This window comes from Mesorhizobium sp. B2-3-4 (genome assembly GCF_006442315.1).
GTDB lineage: Bacteria > Pseudomonadota > Alphaproteobacteria > Rhizobiales > Rhizobiaceae > Mesorhizobium.
In genome coordinates, this window is record NZ_VFVY01000018.1 from 1 (window position 1) to 17,705 (window position 17,705).

17 protein-coding genes are annotated in these 17,705 nt (G+C 65.2%); 5 read left to right on the top strand and 12 right to left on the bottom strand.

The features are described from left to right. Positions 1 to 379: 379 nt before the first annotated feature. The gene (locus FJ967_RS23785; RefSeq protein ID WP_246675372.1) at positions 380 to 1,264 is read right to left on the bottom strand and encodes an alpha/beta hydrolase; all 885 of its coding nucleotides are present in this window, start codon (positions 1,262 to 1,264) and stop codon (positions 380 to 382) included. A 242-nt stretch (positions 1,265 to 1,506) separates the two neighbouring features. Between FJ967_RS23785 and FJ967_RS23790 the strand changes: the two genes are divergently transcribed. After that, positions 1,507 to 2,139 (top strand): TetR/AcrR family transcriptional regulator, encoded by a 633-nt coding sequence (locus tag FJ967_RS23790; RefSeq protein ID WP_181176125.1) that lies wholly within the window; start codon positions 1,507 to 1,509, stop codon positions 2,137 to 2,139. A 30-nt stretch (positions 2,140 to 2,169) separates the two neighbouring features. Here the strand turns inward: FJ967_RS23790 and FJ967_RS23795 are convergent, their stop codons facing one another. Then, entirely contained in the window at positions 2,170 to 3,087 is a 918-nt protein-coding gene (locus FJ967_RS23795; RefSeq protein WP_140734342.1) for a LysR family transcriptional regulator, read from the bottom strand. Between the two features lie 128 nt (positions 3,088 to 3,215). Between FJ967_RS23795 and FJ967_RS23800 the strand changes: the two genes are divergently transcribed. Further along, the gene (locus FJ967_RS23800) at positions 3,216 to 3,854 is read left to right on the top strand and encodes a DsbA family protein (protein ID WP_140734344.1); all 639 of its coding nucleotides are present in this window, start codon (positions 3,216 to 3,218) and stop codon (positions 3,852 to 3,854) included. A gap of 41 nt (positions 3,855 to 3,895) precedes the next feature. Beyond that, on the top strand, positions 3,896 to 4,507 hold the full coding sequence (locus FJ967_RS23805; RefSeq protein WP_140734346.1) for an NAD(P)-dependent oxidoreductase: 612 nt from the start codon (positions 3,896 to 3,898) through the stop codon (positions 4,505 to 4,507). A gap of 36 nt (positions 4,508 to 4,543) precedes the next feature. Here the strand turns inward: FJ967_RS23805 and FJ967_RS23810 are convergent, their stop codons facing one another. The 8 genes from FJ967_RS23810 to FJ967_RS23845 are packed head-to-tail and all read right to left on the bottom strand — an operon-like array spanning position 4,544 to position 13,305. Continuing rightward, positions 4,544 to 5,623: an ABC transporter ATP-binding protein gene (locus FJ967_RS23810; RefSeq protein WP_140734349.1), complete on the bottom strand. Its 1,080-nt coding sequence runs from the start codon at positions 5,621 to 5,623 to the stop codon at positions 4,544 to 4,546. Beyond that, positions 5,620 to 6,420 (bottom strand): ABC transporter permease, encoded by an 801-nt coding sequence (locus tag FJ967_RS23815; protein WP_140734351.1) that lies wholly within the window; start codon positions 6,418 to 6,420, stop codon positions 5,620 to 5,622. The genes FJ967_RS23810 and FJ967_RS23815 overlap by 4 nt, the downstream gene beginning before the upstream one ends. A 1-nt stretch (position 6,421) precedes the next feature. Then, positions 6,422 to 7,282 carry an ABC transporter permease gene (locus FJ967_RS23820; RefSeq protein ID WP_140734352.1) on the bottom strand — a complete coding sequence of 287 codons (861 nt, stop codon included), beginning with the start codon at positions 7,280 to 7,282 and terminating at the stop codon, positions 6,422 to 6,424. Positions 7,283 to 7,338: 56 nt separating this feature from the next. Then, a complete protein-coding gene (locus FJ967_RS23825; protein WP_140734355.1) occupies positions 7,339 to 8,343 on the bottom strand; it encodes an ABC transporter substrate-binding protein in 1,005 nt (334 codons plus the stop codon). Between the two features lie 59 nt (positions 8,344 to 8,402). Beyond that, positions 8,403 to 9,872 (bottom strand): aldehyde dehydrogenase, encoded by a 1,470-nt coding sequence (locus tag FJ967_RS23830; protein ID WP_140734357.1) that lies wholly within the window; start codon positions 9,870 to 9,872, stop codon positions 8,403 to 8,405. Between the two features lie 22 nt (positions 9,873 to 9,894). Continuing rightward, positions 9,895 to 10,932 (bottom strand): LLM class flavin-dependent oxidoreductase, encoded by a 1,038-nt coding sequence (locus FJ967_RS23835; RefSeq protein ID WP_140734359.1) that lies wholly within the window; start codon positions 10,930 to 10,932, stop codon positions 9,895 to 9,897. Continuing rightward, a complete protein-coding gene (locus tag FJ967_RS23840) occupies positions 10,929 to 12,725 on the bottom strand; it encodes an alpha/beta fold hydrolase (RefSeq protein ID WP_140734361.1) in 1,797 nt (598 codons plus the stop codon). Before FJ967_RS23840 ends, FJ967_RS23835 begins: the two co-directional genes overlap by 4 nt. Continuing rightward, on the bottom strand, positions 12,718 to 13,305 hold the full coding sequence (locus FJ967_RS23845) for an amino acid synthesis family protein (RefSeq protein WP_140734363.1): 588 nt from the start codon (positions 13,303 to 13,305) through the stop codon (positions 12,718 to 12,720). The genes FJ967_RS23840 and FJ967_RS23845 overlap by 8 nt, the downstream gene beginning before the upstream one ends. Positions 13,306 to 13,419: 114 nt before the next feature. Between FJ967_RS23845 and FJ967_RS23850 the strand changes: the two genes are divergently transcribed. Beyond that, complete coding sequence (locus FJ967_RS23850; protein WP_140734365.1) at positions 13,420 to 14,097, top strand: GntR family transcriptional regulator; 678 nt, start codon at positions 13,420 to 13,422, stop codon at positions 14,095 to 14,097. 17 nt (positions 14,098 to 14,114) lie between these two features. On the opposite strand, the gene FJ967_RS23855 is transcribed toward FJ967_RS23850, so the two are convergent. Both FJ967_RS23855 and FJ967_RS23860 read right to left on the bottom strand, forming a co-directional pair. Beyond that, positions 14,115 to 15,548, bottom strand: coding sequence for an ROK family protein (locus FJ967_RS23855; RefSeq protein ID WP_140734367.1), 1,434 nt, complete (start codon positions 15,546 to 15,548; stop codon positions 14,115 to 14,117). A gap of 40 nt (positions 15,549 to 15,588) precedes the next feature. Next, on the bottom strand, positions 15,589 to 16,494 hold the full coding sequence (locus tag FJ967_RS23860) for a tagatose-bisphosphate aldolase (RefSeq protein ID WP_140734369.1): 906 nt from the start codon (positions 16,492 to 16,494) through the stop codon (positions 15,589 to 15,591). Between the two features lie 278 nt (positions 16,495 to 16,772). Here FJ967_RS23860 and FJ967_RS23865 point away from each other — a divergent pair, with 278 nt between their 5' ends. After that, positions 16,773 to 17,678 (top strand): sugar-binding transcriptional regulator, encoded by a 906-nt coding sequence (locus FJ967_RS23865; RefSeq protein WP_140734371.1) that lies wholly within the window; start codon positions 16,773 to 16,775, stop codon positions 17,676 to 17,678. The last annotated feature ends 27 nt before the right edge of the window (positions 17,679 to 17,705 follow it).

The window sequence follows — 17,705 nt, forward strand, 5'->3', positions numbered from 1 at the left end:
ATCCTGTCCCCGCAACCAAATACAAATACGCCCGCCTCGCGCGGGCGTTTTTGTGTCAAAATCCCAGTCAATCAACGATTCAAGCCAACCAAAACCTGCAAAACCACCTTCCCACGCCAGGGACAAACGCAATCCTGTCCCGGCAACCGCATACAAATGCGCCCGCCTCGTGCGGGCGTATTTGTATCGCATCCTACTGGGCGACCGATCCTAACCCGCATCCAAAGCCGACAAGCAGCCCAGCCAGAATACCGGCCGTGGCCGTCAGCCTGAGGGCCCGCGGGTCGCGTTGAAGTCCTTTGTAAGTCTGAACTAACGTTCTGATGCAGGCGGACCAGGGGGGTCCTGTCTCGCCATTTCGTGACACGCAAAGCCACAGTCACGCCCTGAAAGGCACATCGCCTGAGAAGAACGGCCGCAGGACGCCGGCAACACGCTCGGGCTGGCCGGCATCGTCCGCCGCGATATGGCCGAGGCCAGGCAATTCGATACGTGTCGCATTGGGCAATATGCCGGCGAGGGCATTCAGGGCTGCGCGCAGATAGGCCGTGCTGCGGTCACCTCCGATCAGCAATATTTCGGCTCCGACGGCTTTGAAGTTTTCGACGGTGCCTTCCATCTGCGCCGCCAGGCGTGCATCGAAGTGAACGGAGCGGATCAGGACATCCAGCGGCACGTCATCTCTTGCCTCGCTTCTTGCCTCGCTTGCCGCGTCGGTCCTGATGGCCAGCCGCATCAGCGGGACGAGGACGAAGCGCGGCATCCTGATGATCGAGGGATCGCCCGTGCCGCGCATGCAGGACACCATGGCGGCGGCGAGATCACCCTTTGCGAGTTCTTTTTCGTAGCGCGGTACCCATGCCATTGGTGACGGCGCACCGTCGATTGCGAGTGGCGGTTCATAGAGCGCCACCTTGCGCAGGGTGGCCAGTTCCAGCGTCGCACGCAGCGCGATCAGCGCGCCGGCGCTGAGGCCGAAGACGTCCCTGGCCCCGGTGCCGGCCATCAGCGCTTCAAGGTCCTGTACCTCTTTCTCCACCCCATGATTGTCGCCGAAGGGTCTGCTCAGCCCGCGCCCGCGTCGATCAGGGACATAGACGGCAAAGGCATCTGAAAGAGCAGCCGCGAGCTTCATCAGGTTCTGGGCGGCCTGCATGCCGCCATGAAGAAGGATGAGGCCTGGACCGCTGCCCATGCGCCGATAGCCGATCACGGTGCCGTCGCGGGACGTCACGGACCCGGTCGAGTAGTTTTTCGCTTTCACGACATTCAAAAGGGATGCTCCAGGCGGGTCGGCAATCCTGCATTCCGGCAGTCAGCCCGATTGGTTGGACGTATCAACTCAGATACAGTGTTCGCGGTATTGGCTTTGTAGAATATGAGAACGATGTTCGCAATAGGAAGCACATGGCAGGGGACAACGTGGCGCCGTCGGTGATCTGGATGCGATCGGCCAGGGGAGCGCGGGGACCGCAGCCTTCGCATGACCGCCAGGGGATTGCCCGCGTGGCAATCGAAATCGCTGATCGCGAGGGGATTGACGCCGTTTCGATGCGCCGCATCGCCACGGCGATCGGCAGCGGCACCAGCTCCCTTTATCGCTACTTCGCCCGCAAGGATGATTTGCTCAATTTGATGGTCGACGGCGCGTTGGGCTCGGGAGATTTCAGCCCGTCCGGTGACTGGCGCGCTGATCTCGGCACGATCGCCGCGGCCACGCGGGAAACCTTCCTTGCTCACCGATGGATGGTAACGGCGCTGGCCGGTCGCCCGACACTGGGGCCGAACCGGCTGAAGAGACTGGAATCGACACTGGGGCTGCTGGAAGAGCATGGCCTCTCGGCGAGAGAACGGCTCGTCCTCATAGATACGTTGATCTCCTACGTGCGCGGCTTCGTCGCTTCCGAGATCGCCGACGACATTGCCATCGAGGCGTCTGGCCTGTCGGCGGAGCAGTGGCGGGCCGATCAGGAGGCGTATATCGCTTCCATCGTAAGTTCCGGCGCTTATCCGCGGACGATCGGGCTGTTTGAGGAGAGCCGGAGGCTCAATGGGAGCACATTGCAAGATCAGGGTTTTGCAGCGGGATTGAACCTGATCCTCGATGGTATTGCCGCAAAGCTCTCGCGTGCGGGGTGACTCAGCGCCTGTTTCACCAGGACAGCCCGCCTACGCCGTTTCGAGGCTGCGCGATCGTCTCTTCTCGGCCGCCGCCAGCAGCTCAACGAAAACGCGCACCTTGGCCGGCCGGAACCTTGCCGGCGGAAAGACGGCATGGATACCGCCGGTGGGCAAGGCCCAGTCGGCAAAGACCGGCACCAGCCGTCCCTCGGCGATGTCGTCGCTGACGCTGTAATCGGGAAACACGCCCAGTCCTATGCCGGCAAGCACGCAGGCATGCGCGGCCGGGCTCTTGTCGCATGTGACGACCGGATTGAGCTCGGTCAGCACCTTGTCCCCATTTTTGGAAAACAGCCATTGGCCGATGCCGCGAAGCTGCGCGTTGCCGACCCAGGCCAGCGATCGCGCCTGGCCAGGATCTACGTCGCGCGGCAGGCTGGCGGCGAAGGCCGGGCTCGCCACCACGATCTGGCGTATCGTGCCGAGGCGCCGCGCCTGGTTGGAGGAATCGGTGAGCCAGCCGACGCGAATGCCGAGGTCGATCTGTTCGTCGACCAGATTGCTCACAGCATCGTCGAAAATCGCCTCGACGCGCATGTGCGGATAGGTCCTGAGATAGGCGGCGATGACCGGCGCAACCATCTTGGTGCCGTAGTCGAGCGGCGCGGTCAGCCGAAGCATTCCCGTCGGCTCGACGGCCCCGCGCGAGATTTCGCCATAAGCCGCCTCGGCCTCGCGCAGGATGATCATCGCACGGTCGTAGAAGAGGCGTCCTTCTTCGGTAGATGTGACGCGCCGCGTCGTGCGCCGCATGAGTGTCGCTCCCAACTCCTCCTCGAGTTTGCCGACCTGATGGCTAACCACGGCCTTGGCGACGCCAAGCCGGTCGGCCGCCGATGTGAAGGAGCCGGTCTCCATCACTGTCGTGAAGTAGACGAGCCGATTGAGATTCAACAGGTCGGTCAAGGTGATCGCCTTTGTCTGATCTGATCAGACAGTTTGTATTATTGGAAGCTATTTATCGCAAGTTCGTCGACTGCCACATACCACCCGACATATTCGCGGGCACACCGCGCCAAGGGACAGTGGCCATCATGAGCAGTTCTGACGTGACCTATCTTTTCGATCCGCTCTGCGGCTGGTGCTATGGCGCCACCCCGATGCTGGAGAAATTGTCGGCTAGCGGCGTGCATGTCGAACTGTTGCCGACCGGCCTGTTTTCCGGCACCGGCGCGCGGCCGATGGATGAAGGGTTTGCCGCCCACGCCTGGGCCAACGACCAGCGCATCGAGCGCCTGACCGGCCAGCCCTTCACGCAGGCCTATCGGCGCAACGTCCTCGATGTTCGGGGCACGCTTCTGGATTCGCATGCCGCCACGCTCGCCATCAGCGCCGCCAGCCTGGAAGACCCCAACGACCGGCTTGCCGCGCTGAAGGCCATCCAGCGGGCGCGCTATGTCGATGGCCGCGATATCGTAACCGTCGAAGGGGTGGCCGCGGTGCTTGCCGACAGCGGCATGACGCATGTCGCGACAATGCTGAAGGCGCCGACGGAAGGGCTGATGACGGCTCACCGCGAGCTGGTCGGTCGAGGCCGTGCGCTGTTCCAGCGCCTCCATGCCAATGGCGTGCCTGCGCTGGCGGTGATCCGCAACGATGCGCCCCGGCTTATCGGGTCGAACGCGCTGTTCGGCAGCTTCGACAATCTCGTCGCCCATATCGCGGCGGCCTGATCCCCACCTCCCATAGCCCCCAACAGGAAACGGAAGAAGACATGGCTAAAGTTGCTCTCATTGGCGCCTCGGGCGCCGTCGGTTCGCGTCTGCTCAAGGAACTTTCCGATCGCGGCCACACGGTCACCGGCATTGCCCGCAGCCCGGAAAAGATCGCGGCGCTGCCCGGCGTGACCGCCAGGAAGGGCGATGCCTTCGACAGGCAAGGCCTTGCCGACCTGATCCGCGGCCATGACGTGGTGATCAGCGCGGTGCATTTCCTCGACAGCGACCCCGAGACGCTGATCGCGGCAGTACGCGCTGCCGGCGTGAAGCGCTACCTCGTCGTCGGCGGCGCCGGCAGCCTTGAAGTTGCGCCCGGCAAGCGGCTGGTCGACACGCCGGAATTCCCGGCCATTTACAAGGCCGAGGCGCAGAAGGGCGGCGACTTCCTCGACAAGCTGAAGACCGTCAGCGATCTCGACTGGACCTTCCTTTCGCCGTCGGCGATGTTCGTTCCAGGTGAGCGCACCGGCAAATTCCGTCTCGGCAAGGACACACTCATCGCCTCGGACAAGGGCAGCAGCATCTCCTTCGAGGACTATGCCATCGTGATGGTCGACGAGATCGAGAAGCCGGCGCATGTCCGGCAGCGTTTCACCGTCGGTTATTGATCGAGCGCCGCAGGGCGGCCGCTCGTCATCCAGTCCTCAGGCTGGAAACAGGAACGCCGCGGCGGGATCGAAAAAGATGCGTTGACCCGAGCCGGCAGTCGCGCCGGCGGGATCTATCGTATCCGAGGTCGGCCTGACGTCGATCTCGTCGCCGCCGGGCGTGCGCGCCACGACGCGGCGGCGGTCGCCGAAGAAAGCGGTGTCGACGATGTCGACGGCAAGGGCGGCGCTCGCCGGTCCGGGGGTAAGGCTCAACGCTTCCGGACGCACCATCAGCCTTACCTTCTGGCCCTTGCTGAACGGTTCCGCCGCCGTCAAACCGGTGACGATAGAGCCGTCAGCCAGGCGCACGGTCGCTGCGCCAGCGGCGGTTTCCAGATGCTCGGCTGGGAGGAAATTCGAGTTGCCGATGAAACCGGCAACGAACTCGCTGGCCGGCCGGACATAAAGGTCCTCGCCGGTGCCGATCTGTTCGATGCGCCCTTCCTTGAACAGGGCGATACGGTCGGACAGATGCAGCGCCTCCTCCTGATCGTGGGTTACATAGAGGATGGTGACGCCGGTCTCGCGGTGGATGCGACGGATTTCGGCCTGGATTTCCTGGCGCAGCTTCTTGTCGAGCGCCGACAGCGGCTCGTCCATCAAGAGGATCGGCGGATCGTAGGCGAGCGCCCGAGCCAGCGCCACGCGTTGCTGCTGGCCGCCCGACAGCGCGCCGGGGAAGCGGTCGGCGAAGTTTTCGAGGCGCACCAGCGACAGCATGTCGGCGACCTTGCGCTTCACCTCGGCGTCCGGCCGGTGGCGCACGCGCAGCGGAAAGGCGACGTTCTCGGCGACGCTCAGATGCGGAAACAGCGTGTAACGCTGGAAGACCATGCCGATATTGCGCTTGTGCGACGGCACCGACAAAAGCGATTTGTCTTCCAGCAGCACGTCGCCGGAACTCGGGTCCTGGAAGCCGGCGATGGCGTAGAGCGTGGTCGACTTGCCGGAGCCCGATGGCCCGAGGAAGGTGAGGAACTCGCCCTTGGGCACATCGATGGTGACGTCGTGGACGGCGACGAAGGCGCCGAACGTCTTTCTCACCGCGCGTATGGACAGGAATGGCTTGGTCATCTGGATAGTTTTCTGCGAAGGAGTGCGGTCACGATCATCAGGCACAGGGTCAGGCCGACGAGCAGGCTGGAAGCGGCGGCGACGACCGGGCTCAAATCGGCGCGCAGGCTGCCCCAGATCTTCACCGGCAAGGTCTGCAGTGTCGGGCTTGCCATGAAGATCGCCACCACAACCTCGTCCCAGGAGGCGAGGAAGGAGAAGATCGCGGCCGAGAAGATGCCGATCCGGATCGACGGCAGCGTGATCCTGAGCCGCGCCTGCAAAGGGCTCGCGCCGCAAACGATCGCCGCGTCCTCGATGGATTTGTCGAAGCCCTCGAGCGCCGCGGTGATTGGGATGATGGCAAAGGGCAGCGCCAGGACGGTGTGCGCGATGACGAAGCCGACCGTGGTGCCGGCCAGGCCGATGCGCAGGAAGAAAGCGTAGGCGGCGATGGCGAAAACCACGACCGGCAGCACCATCGGCGTCAGCAGCAATCCGCGCAGAACCTGGCGTCCGCGAAACTCACCGCGGACCAGGGCGAAGGAGGCGAACAGGCCGATGACGACGGCGAGGATTGCCGACATGGCGGCGATCTTGGCACTGGTCAGCGCGGCGTCGATCCAGGCCGGATCGGCAAACAATTGCTGGTACCATTTCAGCGTCCAGCCCGGCGGCGGAAAGGCCAGCCAGCGCGAGGAGCCGAAGGACAGGAGCACGATGAAGACCACCGGCAGCAGCAGGAAGGCCGCGACCAGCATGGTGAAGCCGGCAAGCGCCACGCGCAGCCATCCGAGCCTGTTATAGTCGAGCAGCATGTCAGAGCCCTCCGGCGGGGCGCTTGCCACCGACCAGGCGAAGCTGGAGCACGTAGAGCGCCATGGTGACGACGAGCAGCACGAAGGCGGCGGCACTGCCCAGCCCCCAGTTGAGCAGAGACTGCACCGTCTGGGCGATCATTTCGGCGAGCATCATGTTGGACGTGCCGCCGAGCAGCGCCGGTGTCACGAAATAACCGAGCGACATGACGAAGACCATCAGCCCGCCGGCGGCGATGCCGGGCAGCGACAGCGGCAACAGGATGCGGCGGAAGGCCTGGAAAGGGGTTGCCCCGCAAAGGGCGGCGGCACGCAACGTCATCGGGTCGATGGCGCGCAGCGTGCCGACCAGCGGCAGGATCATGAAGGGCAGCATGATGTAGACCATGCCGATGGTGACGCCGGTGAGATTGTTGATCAGCGGCAGGGGCTCCTGGGTGATGCCCATCCCCATCAGCGTCCTGTTGATCACCCCGGTGCGTTGCAAGAGCACCATCCAGGCATAGGTGCGGGTGAGGAGGTTGGTCCACATCGACAGGATGATGATGCCGAAGACGATGGAGCCGAAGGCCGGCGGCATGATCGCCAGCATCCAGGCGACGGGAAACGCCACCACGATGGTGACGGCGGTGACGACGGCGGCAACCAGGAAGGTGTTCAGGAAGACCCGCACATAGGTGCCGCTGCCGAACAGGGCGGCATAATTCTGCAGGCCAGGCTCGGGGTCGGTGACGGAGCGCAGCAAAAGGGCGACGACCGGCACGACGAAGAACAGGCCGACCAGAACCAGGGCCGGCAAGGCGCCGCCGCTGCCGGCCGGCAGGCCGGCGATCGAGCCGCGTCTGAGAGAGTTTCCATGCATCGGCCGGTTCCCGTTGTCCGAGCGGGGCGCGGTTGCGCGCCCCGCCGGTTCTGAGGCTACTTGGTCTGCCAAGCGTACCAGCGCGTCGCGATCTCGTCGCGATGCTCGGCCCAGTAGTTCATGTCGAGATTGATCTGGCCGTCGACATGGGCGTCGGGCAGGCCCTTGACCACTTCGGCTGGCATCTCGGCCTTGGCCTTGACGTTGATCGGTGCGTAGCCGCTCGCCTCGGCGAATTTCGCCTGGCCGGTCGGGCTGGTGGCTGCGGCCAGGAATTTCATGGCGCTGTCCTTGTTCTTGGCGCCCTTCGGCACGACGAGCACGTCGGCGGCGGTGAGGTTCTGGTTCCAGGAAACGCCGACATCGGTGCCGTCCTGCTGCAGGGCGAAGACCCGGCCGTTCCAGAGCTGGCCGAACGCCGCCTCGCCGGATGCGATCAGCTGCTGCGATTCAGCGCCGCCGCCCCACCAGACGATATCGGACTTGATCGTGTCGAGCTTCTTGAAGGCGCGGTCGAGATCGAGCGGATAGAGCTTGTCGGCCGGCACCCCGTCAGCGAGCAGCGCGATCTCGATCACGCCCGGCGCCGACCATTTGTAGAAGGTCCGCTTGCCGGGATATTTCTTGGTGTCGAACATGTCGGCCCAGCTCGCGGGTTCGCCGGAAACGGAGCCCTTGTTCCAGGCGAGCACGAAGGAATAGTAGAAGCTGCCGACCGCGTGGTCGTTGCTGAAGCGCGGGTCGAGATCGGCCTTGGGCACGACCGTGAAGTCGATCGGTTCCAGCAGGCCATCCTTGGCGGCCTTGATGGCGAAATCCATCTCGACGTCGACGACATCCCAGGTGACGTTCTTGGCGTCGACCATGGCCTTGAGCTTGCCGTAGTCGGTCGGCCCGTCCTGCAGCACCTTGATGCCGGAGCTGGCTTCGAAGGGCGCTGCCCAGGACTTGGTCTGCGCTTCCTGCGTGGTGCCGCCCCAACTGGTAAACGCCATTTCATCGGCATGCGCGGCGCTTGCCGCCAGAAGCCCGGCCAGAATGCCGGTCAAAATCAGTTTCATGTCATTCTCCTCTGTTGGTCCGTTCTTGTTTTTCTCAGTGCACCTTCGTCATGCGCTCCTCAGCGCATGACGAAGGGATCGGGGATCGGCTCGTCCGAGATCTTGATCCAGACGGATTTCGAGCGCGTGTAGTCTCTGATGGCGTCAAGCCCGCCCTCGCGGCCGAGGCCTGACAGTCCGTAGCCGCCGAAGGGAACGAGCGGCGATACGGCGCGGTAGGTGTTGACCCAGACCACGCCGGCATGGATGTCGCGCGCCATGCGGTGCGCCTTGCCGAGATTGGAGGTGAAGACGCCGGACGCCAGGCCGAAAGGCGTGTCGTTGGCGAGCGTCAGCGCCTGCGCCTCGGTATCGAAGGCGAGCACGCTGAGCACCGGGCCGAACAGTTCTTCACGCACACAGGGCAGGTCGGCGCTGCCTGCGTCGATGATGGTCGGCGTGTAGTAGAAGCCGGGGCCACCGAGACGCGCGCCGCCGGTGACCAGCCTGCCGCCCTTGGCCAGGCTTTCGGCTACCACCTTCTCGATCCAGTCGCGCTGACGCTGCGTGGCGAGCGGACCCATTTCGGTGGCTGCGTCCTGCGGATCGCCGATGCGTATCGCTTCGGCCTTGCGCCTCAGCCGGTCGAGGAATTCGTCCTTCACCGAACGCTCGACCAGCAACCGCGAGCCGGCGACGCAGCTCTGGCCGGTCGCGGCGAAGATACCGGCGACGACCGCATTGGCGGCGCTGTCGAGATCGGCGTCGGCGAAGACGACGACCGGGCTTTTGCCGCCGAGTTCCAGCGTCGTATAGGCAAGGTTCTCCGCCGTGTTCCTGACGATGGCGCGCGCCGTCGACGGGCCGCCGGTGAAGGCGACGCGCGACACCAGGGGATGGCTGGTCAGGCGCCGACCGCAATCCTGGCCGAAGCCGGTGAGGATGTTGACGGTGCCGGCGGGAAAGCCGGCCTCATGGACGAGTTCGGCAAAGGCAAGCAGCGGCGCCGGGCCATCCTCGGAGGCCTTGAGCACAACGGTGCAGCCGGCGGCGAGTGCCGGGCCGAGTTTGACGGCGGAGAGGAAGAGCTGCGAATTCCATGGCACGACGGCGGCAACGACGCCGATCGGCTCGCGACGGATGGTGACGTCGAGGTCCGGCTTGTCGATCGGCACATGGGCGCCTTCGTGTTTGTCGGCGAGCCCGCCATAATAGCGGTAGTAGTCGCCGACATAGGCGATCTGGGCGCGGGTCTCGCGGATGATCTTGCCGGTATCGCGGGTCTCCAGTTCTGCCAGGCGCGGAGCATTGGCTATGACGAGGTCGCCGAGCTTGACCAGCAGCTTGCCGCGCGCGGTGGCGGTCATCGTGCGCCACGGGCCGGAGTTCAGCGCGCGCTGCGCCGCCTCGACGGCACGGTCGACATCGGCCTCGCTTGCCGCCGGCATCTTGGCCCATGGCGCGCCTGTCGACGGGTCGATGCTGTCGAAGGTCGCGGACGGCTCGTCGAAACGGCCGTCGATGAAGTTCCTGAAAAGAGCGTCGGTCATGGCTCGGCGTTTGGGCTCGCGATCAGAGGAAGGCCGGCATCACCCGGTCGATGAACAGTTGCAGCGACTTCTTCTTGCGTTCGTGCGGGAGCCCGCTGTCGATCCAGATCGAATACTGGTCGTAGCCGAGCGCCTCATAGGCCTTCAGCCGGGCAATCACCTCGTCGGCTTCGCCGATCACCAGATTCTGGCGGATCTTGTCCGGCGCGTATTGCGGCATCGCGGCGATCTCGTCGGCCGTGAGCGCTTCCAACATGCCCTGATGTACCGGCTTCTTGTTCTGGAACCAGGCGCCGAACTGACAGTAGAACGTCGACAGATCCCGGGTGAGCCGATCGGCATCGGCCGCATCCTCGGCGACGAATGTGTGCATCAAAAGCATGATCTCCGGCCGCTCGATCTCGGGATGCGCGGCGCAGGCGGTGTTGAAGCGCTGCATCAGGCTGGTCACCTCTTCATCGCCGGAAGCCAGCGGAGTCACCTGGACCTTGCAATGATTGGCGACGGCAAAGTCATGCGAGTTCGGGTCGCGCGCCGCCACCCAGATCGGCGGATAGGGTTTTTGCAGCGGCTTGGGCGAGGAGGTGGTCGGCGGGAAGGACCAGAATTCGCCGGAAAGCTCGAAATCGCCATCCCACAGGCCACGGATCGCCGGCACCATCTCGCGCATGCGCTGGCCGGCGCCCCAGGCGTCGAGCCCCGGGAAGACGCGCTGGTATTCGTAGCTGTAGGCGCCGCGAGCGATGCCGATGTCGAGGCGGCCGCCGCTGATGACGTCGGCCATCGCCGCTTCGCCGGCCAGCTTGATCGGATGCCAGAAGGGCGCGATCACGGTTCCGGTGCCGAGACGGATGCGGCTGGTCTTGGCGGCGAGATAGGCGATGTTGATGAACGGGTTCGGCGAGATGGTGAATTCCATGCCGTGATGCTCGCCGATCCAGGCGGTCTCGAAGCCGGCCTGTTCAGCCAGCAGGACGAGGTCCTCGAGCTCGCCGACGAGCTCGGAATGCGGCTTGGCGAGATCCGAGCGTTCCATATGCACGAAGAGCGAGAACTTCATCCCTGGTCACCTGTGTTGAAGGCATTGGCAGCCGCGGTTCCGGCAAGCGGCCGGACCTCGCCCTCGACCTCATTGCCGACATAGACGCCGAAGGCATCCTGTGTGCATTCCCTGACATAGCGGGCAAGCATGGAGCGGATTGCCGGATCGGCGATCTTCAGGTCGCCGATCGCGTCGATGTCGACCAGCCGGATGCCGCGATCGCTGGAGGCAGGCACATCGAACGTGCCGCGATAATAGACATGCGTGCGCGACGAATTGCCGGCGTCGTCCCAGACCGCGAAGAGGAAGCCGAGCTGGGCCTCGATGGATCTGGCGGCAAGCAGGCCACGGAGGCTTTTGCCATCGCCGGCCGAGCCCAGTCCCCGGCCGCGCGGCAGTTCGAAGCCGTCGGCCGTTTCCAGGAACAGGATCCGGCCGCCATTTTCGAGGATGGCGCCGACGTCGGTGCCGGGCTGGGCGGCGGCGAGCGCCTCCTGGCTGAGGCCGGGCGCGATATAGGCGCCGCGGCAGTAGCCGAGAGGCTGCGAGGAGTTGTGGTCGAAATCGCGGACGCGGCCGATGAGGATGGAATGATCGCCGGCGTCGACCAGCCGTTCCATGTCGCAGTCGAAGGACGCGACCGAGCCGTCCAGCAACGGGCTGCCCGTCTGTCCTGGACGCCAGGCCACGGCGACGAATTTGTCGGCGGCTTTCGAGGCGAAGATGCCGGACGCCGCCTTCTGGTCCTCGTTGAGGATATTGATGGCGAAGCTCTTCGAGGTGGCGAAGACAGGATGGCCCAAGGCCTTGTGCGCGATGCAGACGAGTACCAGAGGCGGATCGAGCGACACCGAGGTGAAGGAATTGGCGGTGAAGCCGCGCGGCTCGCCTTCGGGACCGATCGTGGTGACGATGGTGACGCCGGTGAGAAAGGAGCCCAGCGCGCGGCGGAACTCGCCGCTGTCGAAACCGGAGGTCGCCGTTGCGTCCCCTTGCTCGACCGCTTCGAGAAAGTCGACGATATGGCGCGTGGCGAGGTCGGGTGCCGCCACCGCCATCATGTGCCGTTCGCCGGCAAGCACGGTGCAGCGGCCATGCGGCGCGAGACGCGCCATGGCGGCCGACATTGCGGGCGAGGAGTTCCTGTCCTCGGATCCGGTGATGAACAAGGCCGGCGCGGCAAGCGTTTGCAGGCGCTCGGCGTGATCGCCATCGGCACGCGCGAACAGGCGATAGGTGCGGGCGTAACCTTCCGGATCGACAGCGTTCAGCGCGGATGCGGTCTTGCCCGCCGCCGGTTGAAGTTCGGCGGGCACAGGTTCTCCGAACCAGCGGGCGATGGTCTGCGCGTTGCCGGCAACGTCGCCCCGGCCGGTGAGGGCGGCCGCGCGCCCGCGCACCGCATCGGCCAGGCCGGGAGGGCGCCGGAAGACGGCATTCAGCGAAACGATGCCGCGCACACGCCGGGGTGCTCGCAACGCCAGCTCCTGGGCGACGAGCGCGCCCATCGAGTGGCCGACGACCGACACCGTGTCGAGACCGAGATGATCGAGCAGGCGAATGGCCTGCTCGGCGTAGTCCGCCAACTCCGGCTCAGGCGGCGGCAGCGGCGATTGGCCATGGCCGAGCATGTCGATCGCGATCACATCCCAATTGCCGGACATCCGTTCGATCTGCGGCTGCCAGATCGCGGCATTCATGCCGACGCCGTGGATGAACAGCACCGGCGCCCCCGAGCCGGCCCTGATGAAGCCGGTACCATCGGGGGCGGTGCCTTGTCTCGCCCAGGCCGCTGCGGGAATTTCAGCCATGCAGATCGCCCACTTCCTTGAGGTCCTGGTAGCGGTCGCCGATACGATGATGCGGCCGGCCACCGATCGAAGCGCCAAGCGCCACGACCAGTTCGTCGGGCGCCGGCGCGTCGCCGATCTGGAAATGCACGGTCAGGTAGTGCGAACGCCGACCCTCGTCATTCTTGTCCATCAGCGGGATCACGATCGGCGTGTTGGGGCCGCCGCGCAGATTGGTGAAGGCAAGATAGGTCTTGGCGGCGACCGCGCGACGATAATGGTTGCCGAAATGCAGCGTGTGTATCAGCGCCGAAGCGTGTTCGATCTCGCCCGACGTGCCGCAGATGGCGGCCTTGCCGTAACCTTCGATCGTCTCGCCCGAACCGGCGATGGCGATGATTTCACGGGTCAGTGTTTCCCCCAGCACGGGCGCGCAGGCGCGGATCCCGGGCGACAGATCTTCGGTGAAGCCACGTCCAGCCCATGGATTGGTCAGCACCGCCGCGACTCCGATCAGCCGCAGCGGGCGGGGCGCTGCCTTGCCGCCTTCGATCAGCGTGTTCTCGGTGTAGGTGACGATCTTGCGAATGACGGGCTGCATGGATTCCTCGGGCGTCTAAGCTGTATCATCTTATGGTATACCATGGTATGGAGCGCCAAGAACCTTGTCAACCGGCCATGGAATCTGTTTTCGTGGCGAGGCAGGAGACCGCCCATGTCAGACGACACGCTTCGCATCGACCGCAGCGCCAAGACTTTGAGAACGCTGGCGCTGGAGCGCATGCGCGAAGCAATCATGGATTTTCATTTCCAGCCCGGCGAAAGGCTGGTCGAGCGGCCGCTTTGCGACCAGCTCGGCGTCAGCCGTTCGGTGGTGCGCGAAGTTTTGCGGCAGCTGGAGGCCGAGGGCCTGGTGCAGATGATACCGGGGCACGGGCCGGCTGTGGCCAAGCCGGATCTTGGCCGCACCGACGAGATCTATGAGCTCAGGGCCCTGCTCGAAGGTATCGCCGCGCGTGCCTGCGCTCTGTCCGCGACGAGTGCGCAACTGACCCTGCTCGAGAGCGCGCTCGCCAACCTCTTCGAAGCCTGGGCATCCGGCAAGCCGGCCGAGGTGATGCGGGCGACGACGAAATTCTACGAGGCGCTTTTCGAGGCGGCCGACAAGCGCGTCGCCTGGGAGATCGTGACCGGGCTCAATGTGCGCATCAACCAGCTGCGTTCCATGACCATCCTCTCGGCCAACCGTCGCGGACCGGCAATTGCCGAGATGAACGAGATCATGGATGCCATCAGATCGCGCAAGCCGGACGAGGCGGAAGCGGCGGCGCGTCGGCATGTCGAATCCGCGTGGCAGATCGCCCGCGCGGCGCTTCGGCTGCCTCCGGCATAGCCGGCATCGGCGACGGTTCAGGCGCCGGCGGCCCACGTGGCGCGCAGCCATGCGGTGATGGCATCGAAGTCGATCGGCTGTGTCGTGTCGACGTCAAACAGCGGCCCGCGCCGCAGGGGTTCCGCCCGCTTGGCGAGTTCCATCAGCTCAGGAATGTAGGCGGCGCCGGGATGACCGGGCAGGCGCTGACCAAGTCGGGCGCCATAGCGTTCGGCCAGAACCTCGCCGGGCGCGTGGCACCAGATTTCGACGGTCTGCTCGACGCCTGCGTTTCTGAGATGATCTTCGAGAACCTCACGCGGCTGAAAGCCGAACCAGGCGTCTACGACAAAGGTGCTGCCGGCGGGAGCTTCGCCGACCAGCGACCAGATCGCCTTGTAGCTGGCGCGGCCGAGCGTGCGGTTGAACTCACGATCAACCCCATCGAGCACTTCGAGGAACGGGTTCTTGACTGTATCGAGCGTCAGCAACGGCCAGCCCATACGGTCGGCGATGCCGTGCGAGACGGTGCTCTTGCCGCTGGCCGGGATGCCGTTGACGAGCACCGCGCGCCTCGGTTGGGCGGATCGTGAAATCGACCGCAACCTGCCCTGTTCTAGGGCTTGCAGGCCGGCGCCGATGACGCCGGCATCGTCGCCAAGTTGGGCCGGCTCGACCCGGCACTGATACCAGGGCGCCAAAGCCGGGGCGCGGCCGAGCGCGGCATGGGCTGCCCGGCCAAGGCCGCCGCCAAGCAGAATGAGATTGGGATCGAGCACGGCAACGGCGGTGTCTATCGCCGCGCGCAGCGGGACGGCCCAGGCGTCCAGTATGGCGCGCGCCTGGATGTCGCCGGCGGCGTCGCGGGCGAAAAGCTGGTCGACCGAAACATCGGGACCGAGCCCGGCCCGCGCAATGTGGCGGCCGAGCGCGGTGCCGGAACTGATGGTTTCGACGCAGCCGCGCCGGCCGCAGGCGCAGAGCTCGCCATCGACGTCGACCGTGATGTGGCCGAGCTGGCCGGCCGTTGCGCGGCCGCGCATGATGCGGCGGTCCTGGGCGATGGCGCCGCCAATGCCGGTGCCGATGGTGAACATGGCGATATCGCTGTCGGCCCGGCCGGCGCCGAGCGCCATCTCGGCGGCCAGCGCCATGTTGCAGTCATTGTCGATGATGACGGGCTTGCCCGTCATGTCCTCCAGCCGCCGCGCCAGCGCAATCGAAGCGAGGTCGACATAGCCGCCCGACAGCACCGCGCCCCGCCGCGCGTCGACGCGTCCGGGGACCCCGACGCCGATGGCTTTCACATCCGGCGTGTCGAGAAGGCGCACCATGTCGGCGACGCGGCCGAGGACCAGCTCCGGGTCGGACGCGCTCTTTTCGGAAACGCGCTTGAGGATTTCACCGGCGCCGGAAATGCGGGCGGCACGCAGATTGGTGCCGCCGATATCGATTCCTATGCTGAGAGGCATGACGTCCTGCACGTGCCAGTAATCAGAGCAATCGGAAAGTCTATGCGGCTTTCTGCCGGTAGTGTCCGATCACCGCCTGGATTTCGCGCAACCGCGGCACTGCTATGGTCTTAAGCCTTTCGCGCTGAATGTCACGGTCGAGCGAGATGCAGTCCTTCCACAGCGACCGGCCGGCGATGACACCGGAGGCGCCGTTCTGCATGGCGATCTCGACCTGGCCGAGGAAGGTGGCGTGGTTGACCCCGGCCGACAGCACCGCCCATGGCACTTCGCCGGCCATTTTTGTGATGTTGGCGCAGGCTTGCGGCGTCCCGGGATAGGGAAGCTTCAGCACCTTGGCGCCGCATTCCAGCGAAATCCTGGTGCCTTCCTCGACCAGCGATGGCGTCTTGGCCGCGTAGTCTTCGGCGCTTTCCCCCTCAAGCTGATAGGTCAGGAACTCGACCACCAGCAACAGGTCCTCCTGGCCGAAGTCGGTGATGCATTGGCGCAGGATGGCGATGTTGTGCTCGTTGGCCTGCGGCTTGTCGGCCCTGAGATAGACCATGATCTTGCCGCCGGTGCCGCCGAGCGCGCGCACGCGGCGCGCATCGATGCCGGGAACCAGCCGCGACAGGCGATAGCCTTCCGGCGAAACGTCGAAACCGGATGCGTCGAGGCCGATAAGGAGCGCGGTATCGCGATTCAGCACGCCTTCATCGACAATTCGCGGCACCGCGCAGAGCGGGTCGAGCAGCACGCAGGACGCCGCGCTAGCCAGGTAGCGCGTGATGTCGGCCTTGGTGTCGCCAAGCATGTCGTTGGTGATTCTGGCCTGATCGGCAGGGTCCGACGCCAGCAAGGTGCGCATGCCGCCGCGCTGGTCGCAGGCGATCGCCACCATGGCCCCATCCTCGCCGCATATCTGCTGGTAGCCGCGCAGTTCCGCGGTGGTCATCTTGGTCATGAGCTTCGGTCCGCTGTTGGCGCTCTCTCACCGAGCGCTGATCCCTTGGAAACATGGTCAGTTCGCCCGCCTGCCGGCAGGAAGATTTTGCCGCCCTGATGCTTCGCCGGTTGCCTGGACAGGCAGCCTTGCGGTGCGTGACCCGGTATGGTCATCAAGTTGCGAGTTCGCCGGATTTGCGCGATAACTCCCATCGGCGTATACGTGTGTAACACGTTGCTGAAAGGAATTGCAAGCTGTCTGTTCCCTCCGTCCAGGACGCGACCGCATCGCGCACGATGCTGCACACGGTTGCCAAGCTGCACTATGTGGAGGAGATGTCGCAGGTCGACATAGCGCGGCAGCTCGGCGTCTCCACCGCGACGATTTCACGCCTGCTGCAGCGTGCACGGGCCGAAGGCATCGTGCGCATCGAGGTCATCGACCTGGCGACGCCCGAGGATATCACCCGGCAATTGGTCGACGGGTTGAAACTGCGCGATGCAGCGGTCGTCGAGACGCCGGTGGCAGGTGCCCTGACGGCGCTTTCCGCGCCGCTTGGCGCCTTGCTCAGGCAGGCGCAACTGGTCGCCGGCTCCGTGGTCGCCATCGGCTGGGGACGCGCCGTGCGCGAGGTCATCCGAGCCGGTCTGCCGCGCATGCCCGGCGTGCTGACGGTGGCTGCGACCGGCGGCATGCAGCAGCACGCGGCGCATTTCCAGGTCAATGAATTCGTGCGGCTCGCGGCGGAGGAATTCGGTGGTACGCCGCATTTCATCCACGCGCCCTATCTGCCCTCCAGCGAACTGCGCGAGGTGTTCCTGCGCGATGCGGCTATCCGCGATGCCGTCGCACTGTGGGAGAGGACCGATGTGGCGATTGTCGGCATCGGACTGCCGCACGCCATCAACGCACCCGAGGCAAGTGCCGCCACGCCAAGCGAGCAGGCGCTGGTTCATGCCGCCGGCGACGTGCTTCGGCACTATTTCGATGCCGATGGTGCGCTGATCGCCTGGGAAGGCGAGGGCCGCATGATCGCCATGTCGCCGGCGCAGCTTCGCGCCGTGCCGCTTGTGATCGGCGTTGCCGCCTCGCCGGAAAAAGCGAGGGCGATCATCGGCGCCGTCCGCGCCGGGCTCATCAACACGCTGGTGACCGACACCAAGACGGCGCAGGCGATCCTCGAAACCCTTGATGCAAGATAGGGCGCTGAATTTTCGGCACGGAGCGAC

Excerpts from the sequence above, each read along its gene's own strand:
- FJ967_RS23800 (WP_140734344.1), top strand. The coding sequence starts at position 3,216 with ATGAGCAGTTCTGACGTGACCTATCTTTTCGATCCGCTCTGCGGCTGG.
- FJ967_RS23805 (WP_140734346.1), top strand. The coding sequence starts at position 3,896 with ATGGCTAAAGTTGCTCTCATTGGCGCCTCGGGCGCCGTCGGTTCGCGT.
- FJ967_RS23810 (WP_140734349.1), bottom strand. The coding sequence starts at position 5,623 with ATGACCAAGCCATTCCTGTCCATACGCGCGGTGAGAAAGACGTTCGGC.
- FJ967_RS23815 (WP_140734351.1), bottom strand. The coding sequence starts at position 6,420 with ATGCTGCTCGACTATAACAGGCTCGGATGGCTGCGCGTGGCGCTTGCC.
- FJ967_RS23820 (WP_140734352.1), bottom strand. The coding sequence starts at position 7,282 with ATGCATGGAAACTCTCTCAGACGCGGCTCGATCGCCGGCCTGCCGGCC.
- FJ967_RS23825 (WP_140734355.1), bottom strand. The coding sequence starts at position 8,343 with ATGAAACTGATTTTGACCGGCATTCTGGCCGGGCTTCTGGCGGCAAGC.
- FJ967_RS23830 (WP_140734357.1), bottom strand. The coding sequence starts at position 9,872 with ATGACCGACGCTCTTTTCAGGAACTTCATCGACGGCCGTTTCGACGAG.
- FJ967_RS23835 (WP_140734359.1), bottom strand. The coding sequence starts at position 10,932 with ATGAAGTTCTCGCTCTTCGTGCATATGGAACGCTCGGATCTCGCCAAG.
- FJ967_RS23840 (WP_140734361.1), bottom strand. The coding sequence starts at position 12,725 with ATGGCTGAAATTCCCGCAGCGGCCTGGGCGAGACAAGGCACCGCCCCC.
- FJ967_RS23845 (WP_140734363.1), bottom strand. The coding sequence starts at position 13,305 with ATGCAGCCCGTCATTCGCAAGATCGTCACCTACACCGAGAACACGCTG.
- FJ967_RS23850 (WP_140734365.1), top strand. The coding sequence starts at position 13,420 with ATGTCAGACGACACGCTTCGCATCGACCGCAGCGCCAAGACTTTGAGA.
- FJ967_RS23855 (WP_140734367.1), bottom strand. The coding sequence starts at position 15,548 with ATGCCTCTCAGCATAGGAATCGATATCGGCGGCACCAATCTGCGTGCC.
- FJ967_RS23860 (WP_140734369.1), bottom strand. The coding sequence starts at position 16,494 with ATGACCAAGATGACCACCGCGGAACTGCGCGGCTACCAGCAGATATGC.
- FJ967_RS23865 (WP_140734371.1), top strand. The coding sequence starts at position 16,773 with ATGCTGCACACGGTTGCCAAGCTGCACTATGTGGAGGAGATGTCGCAG.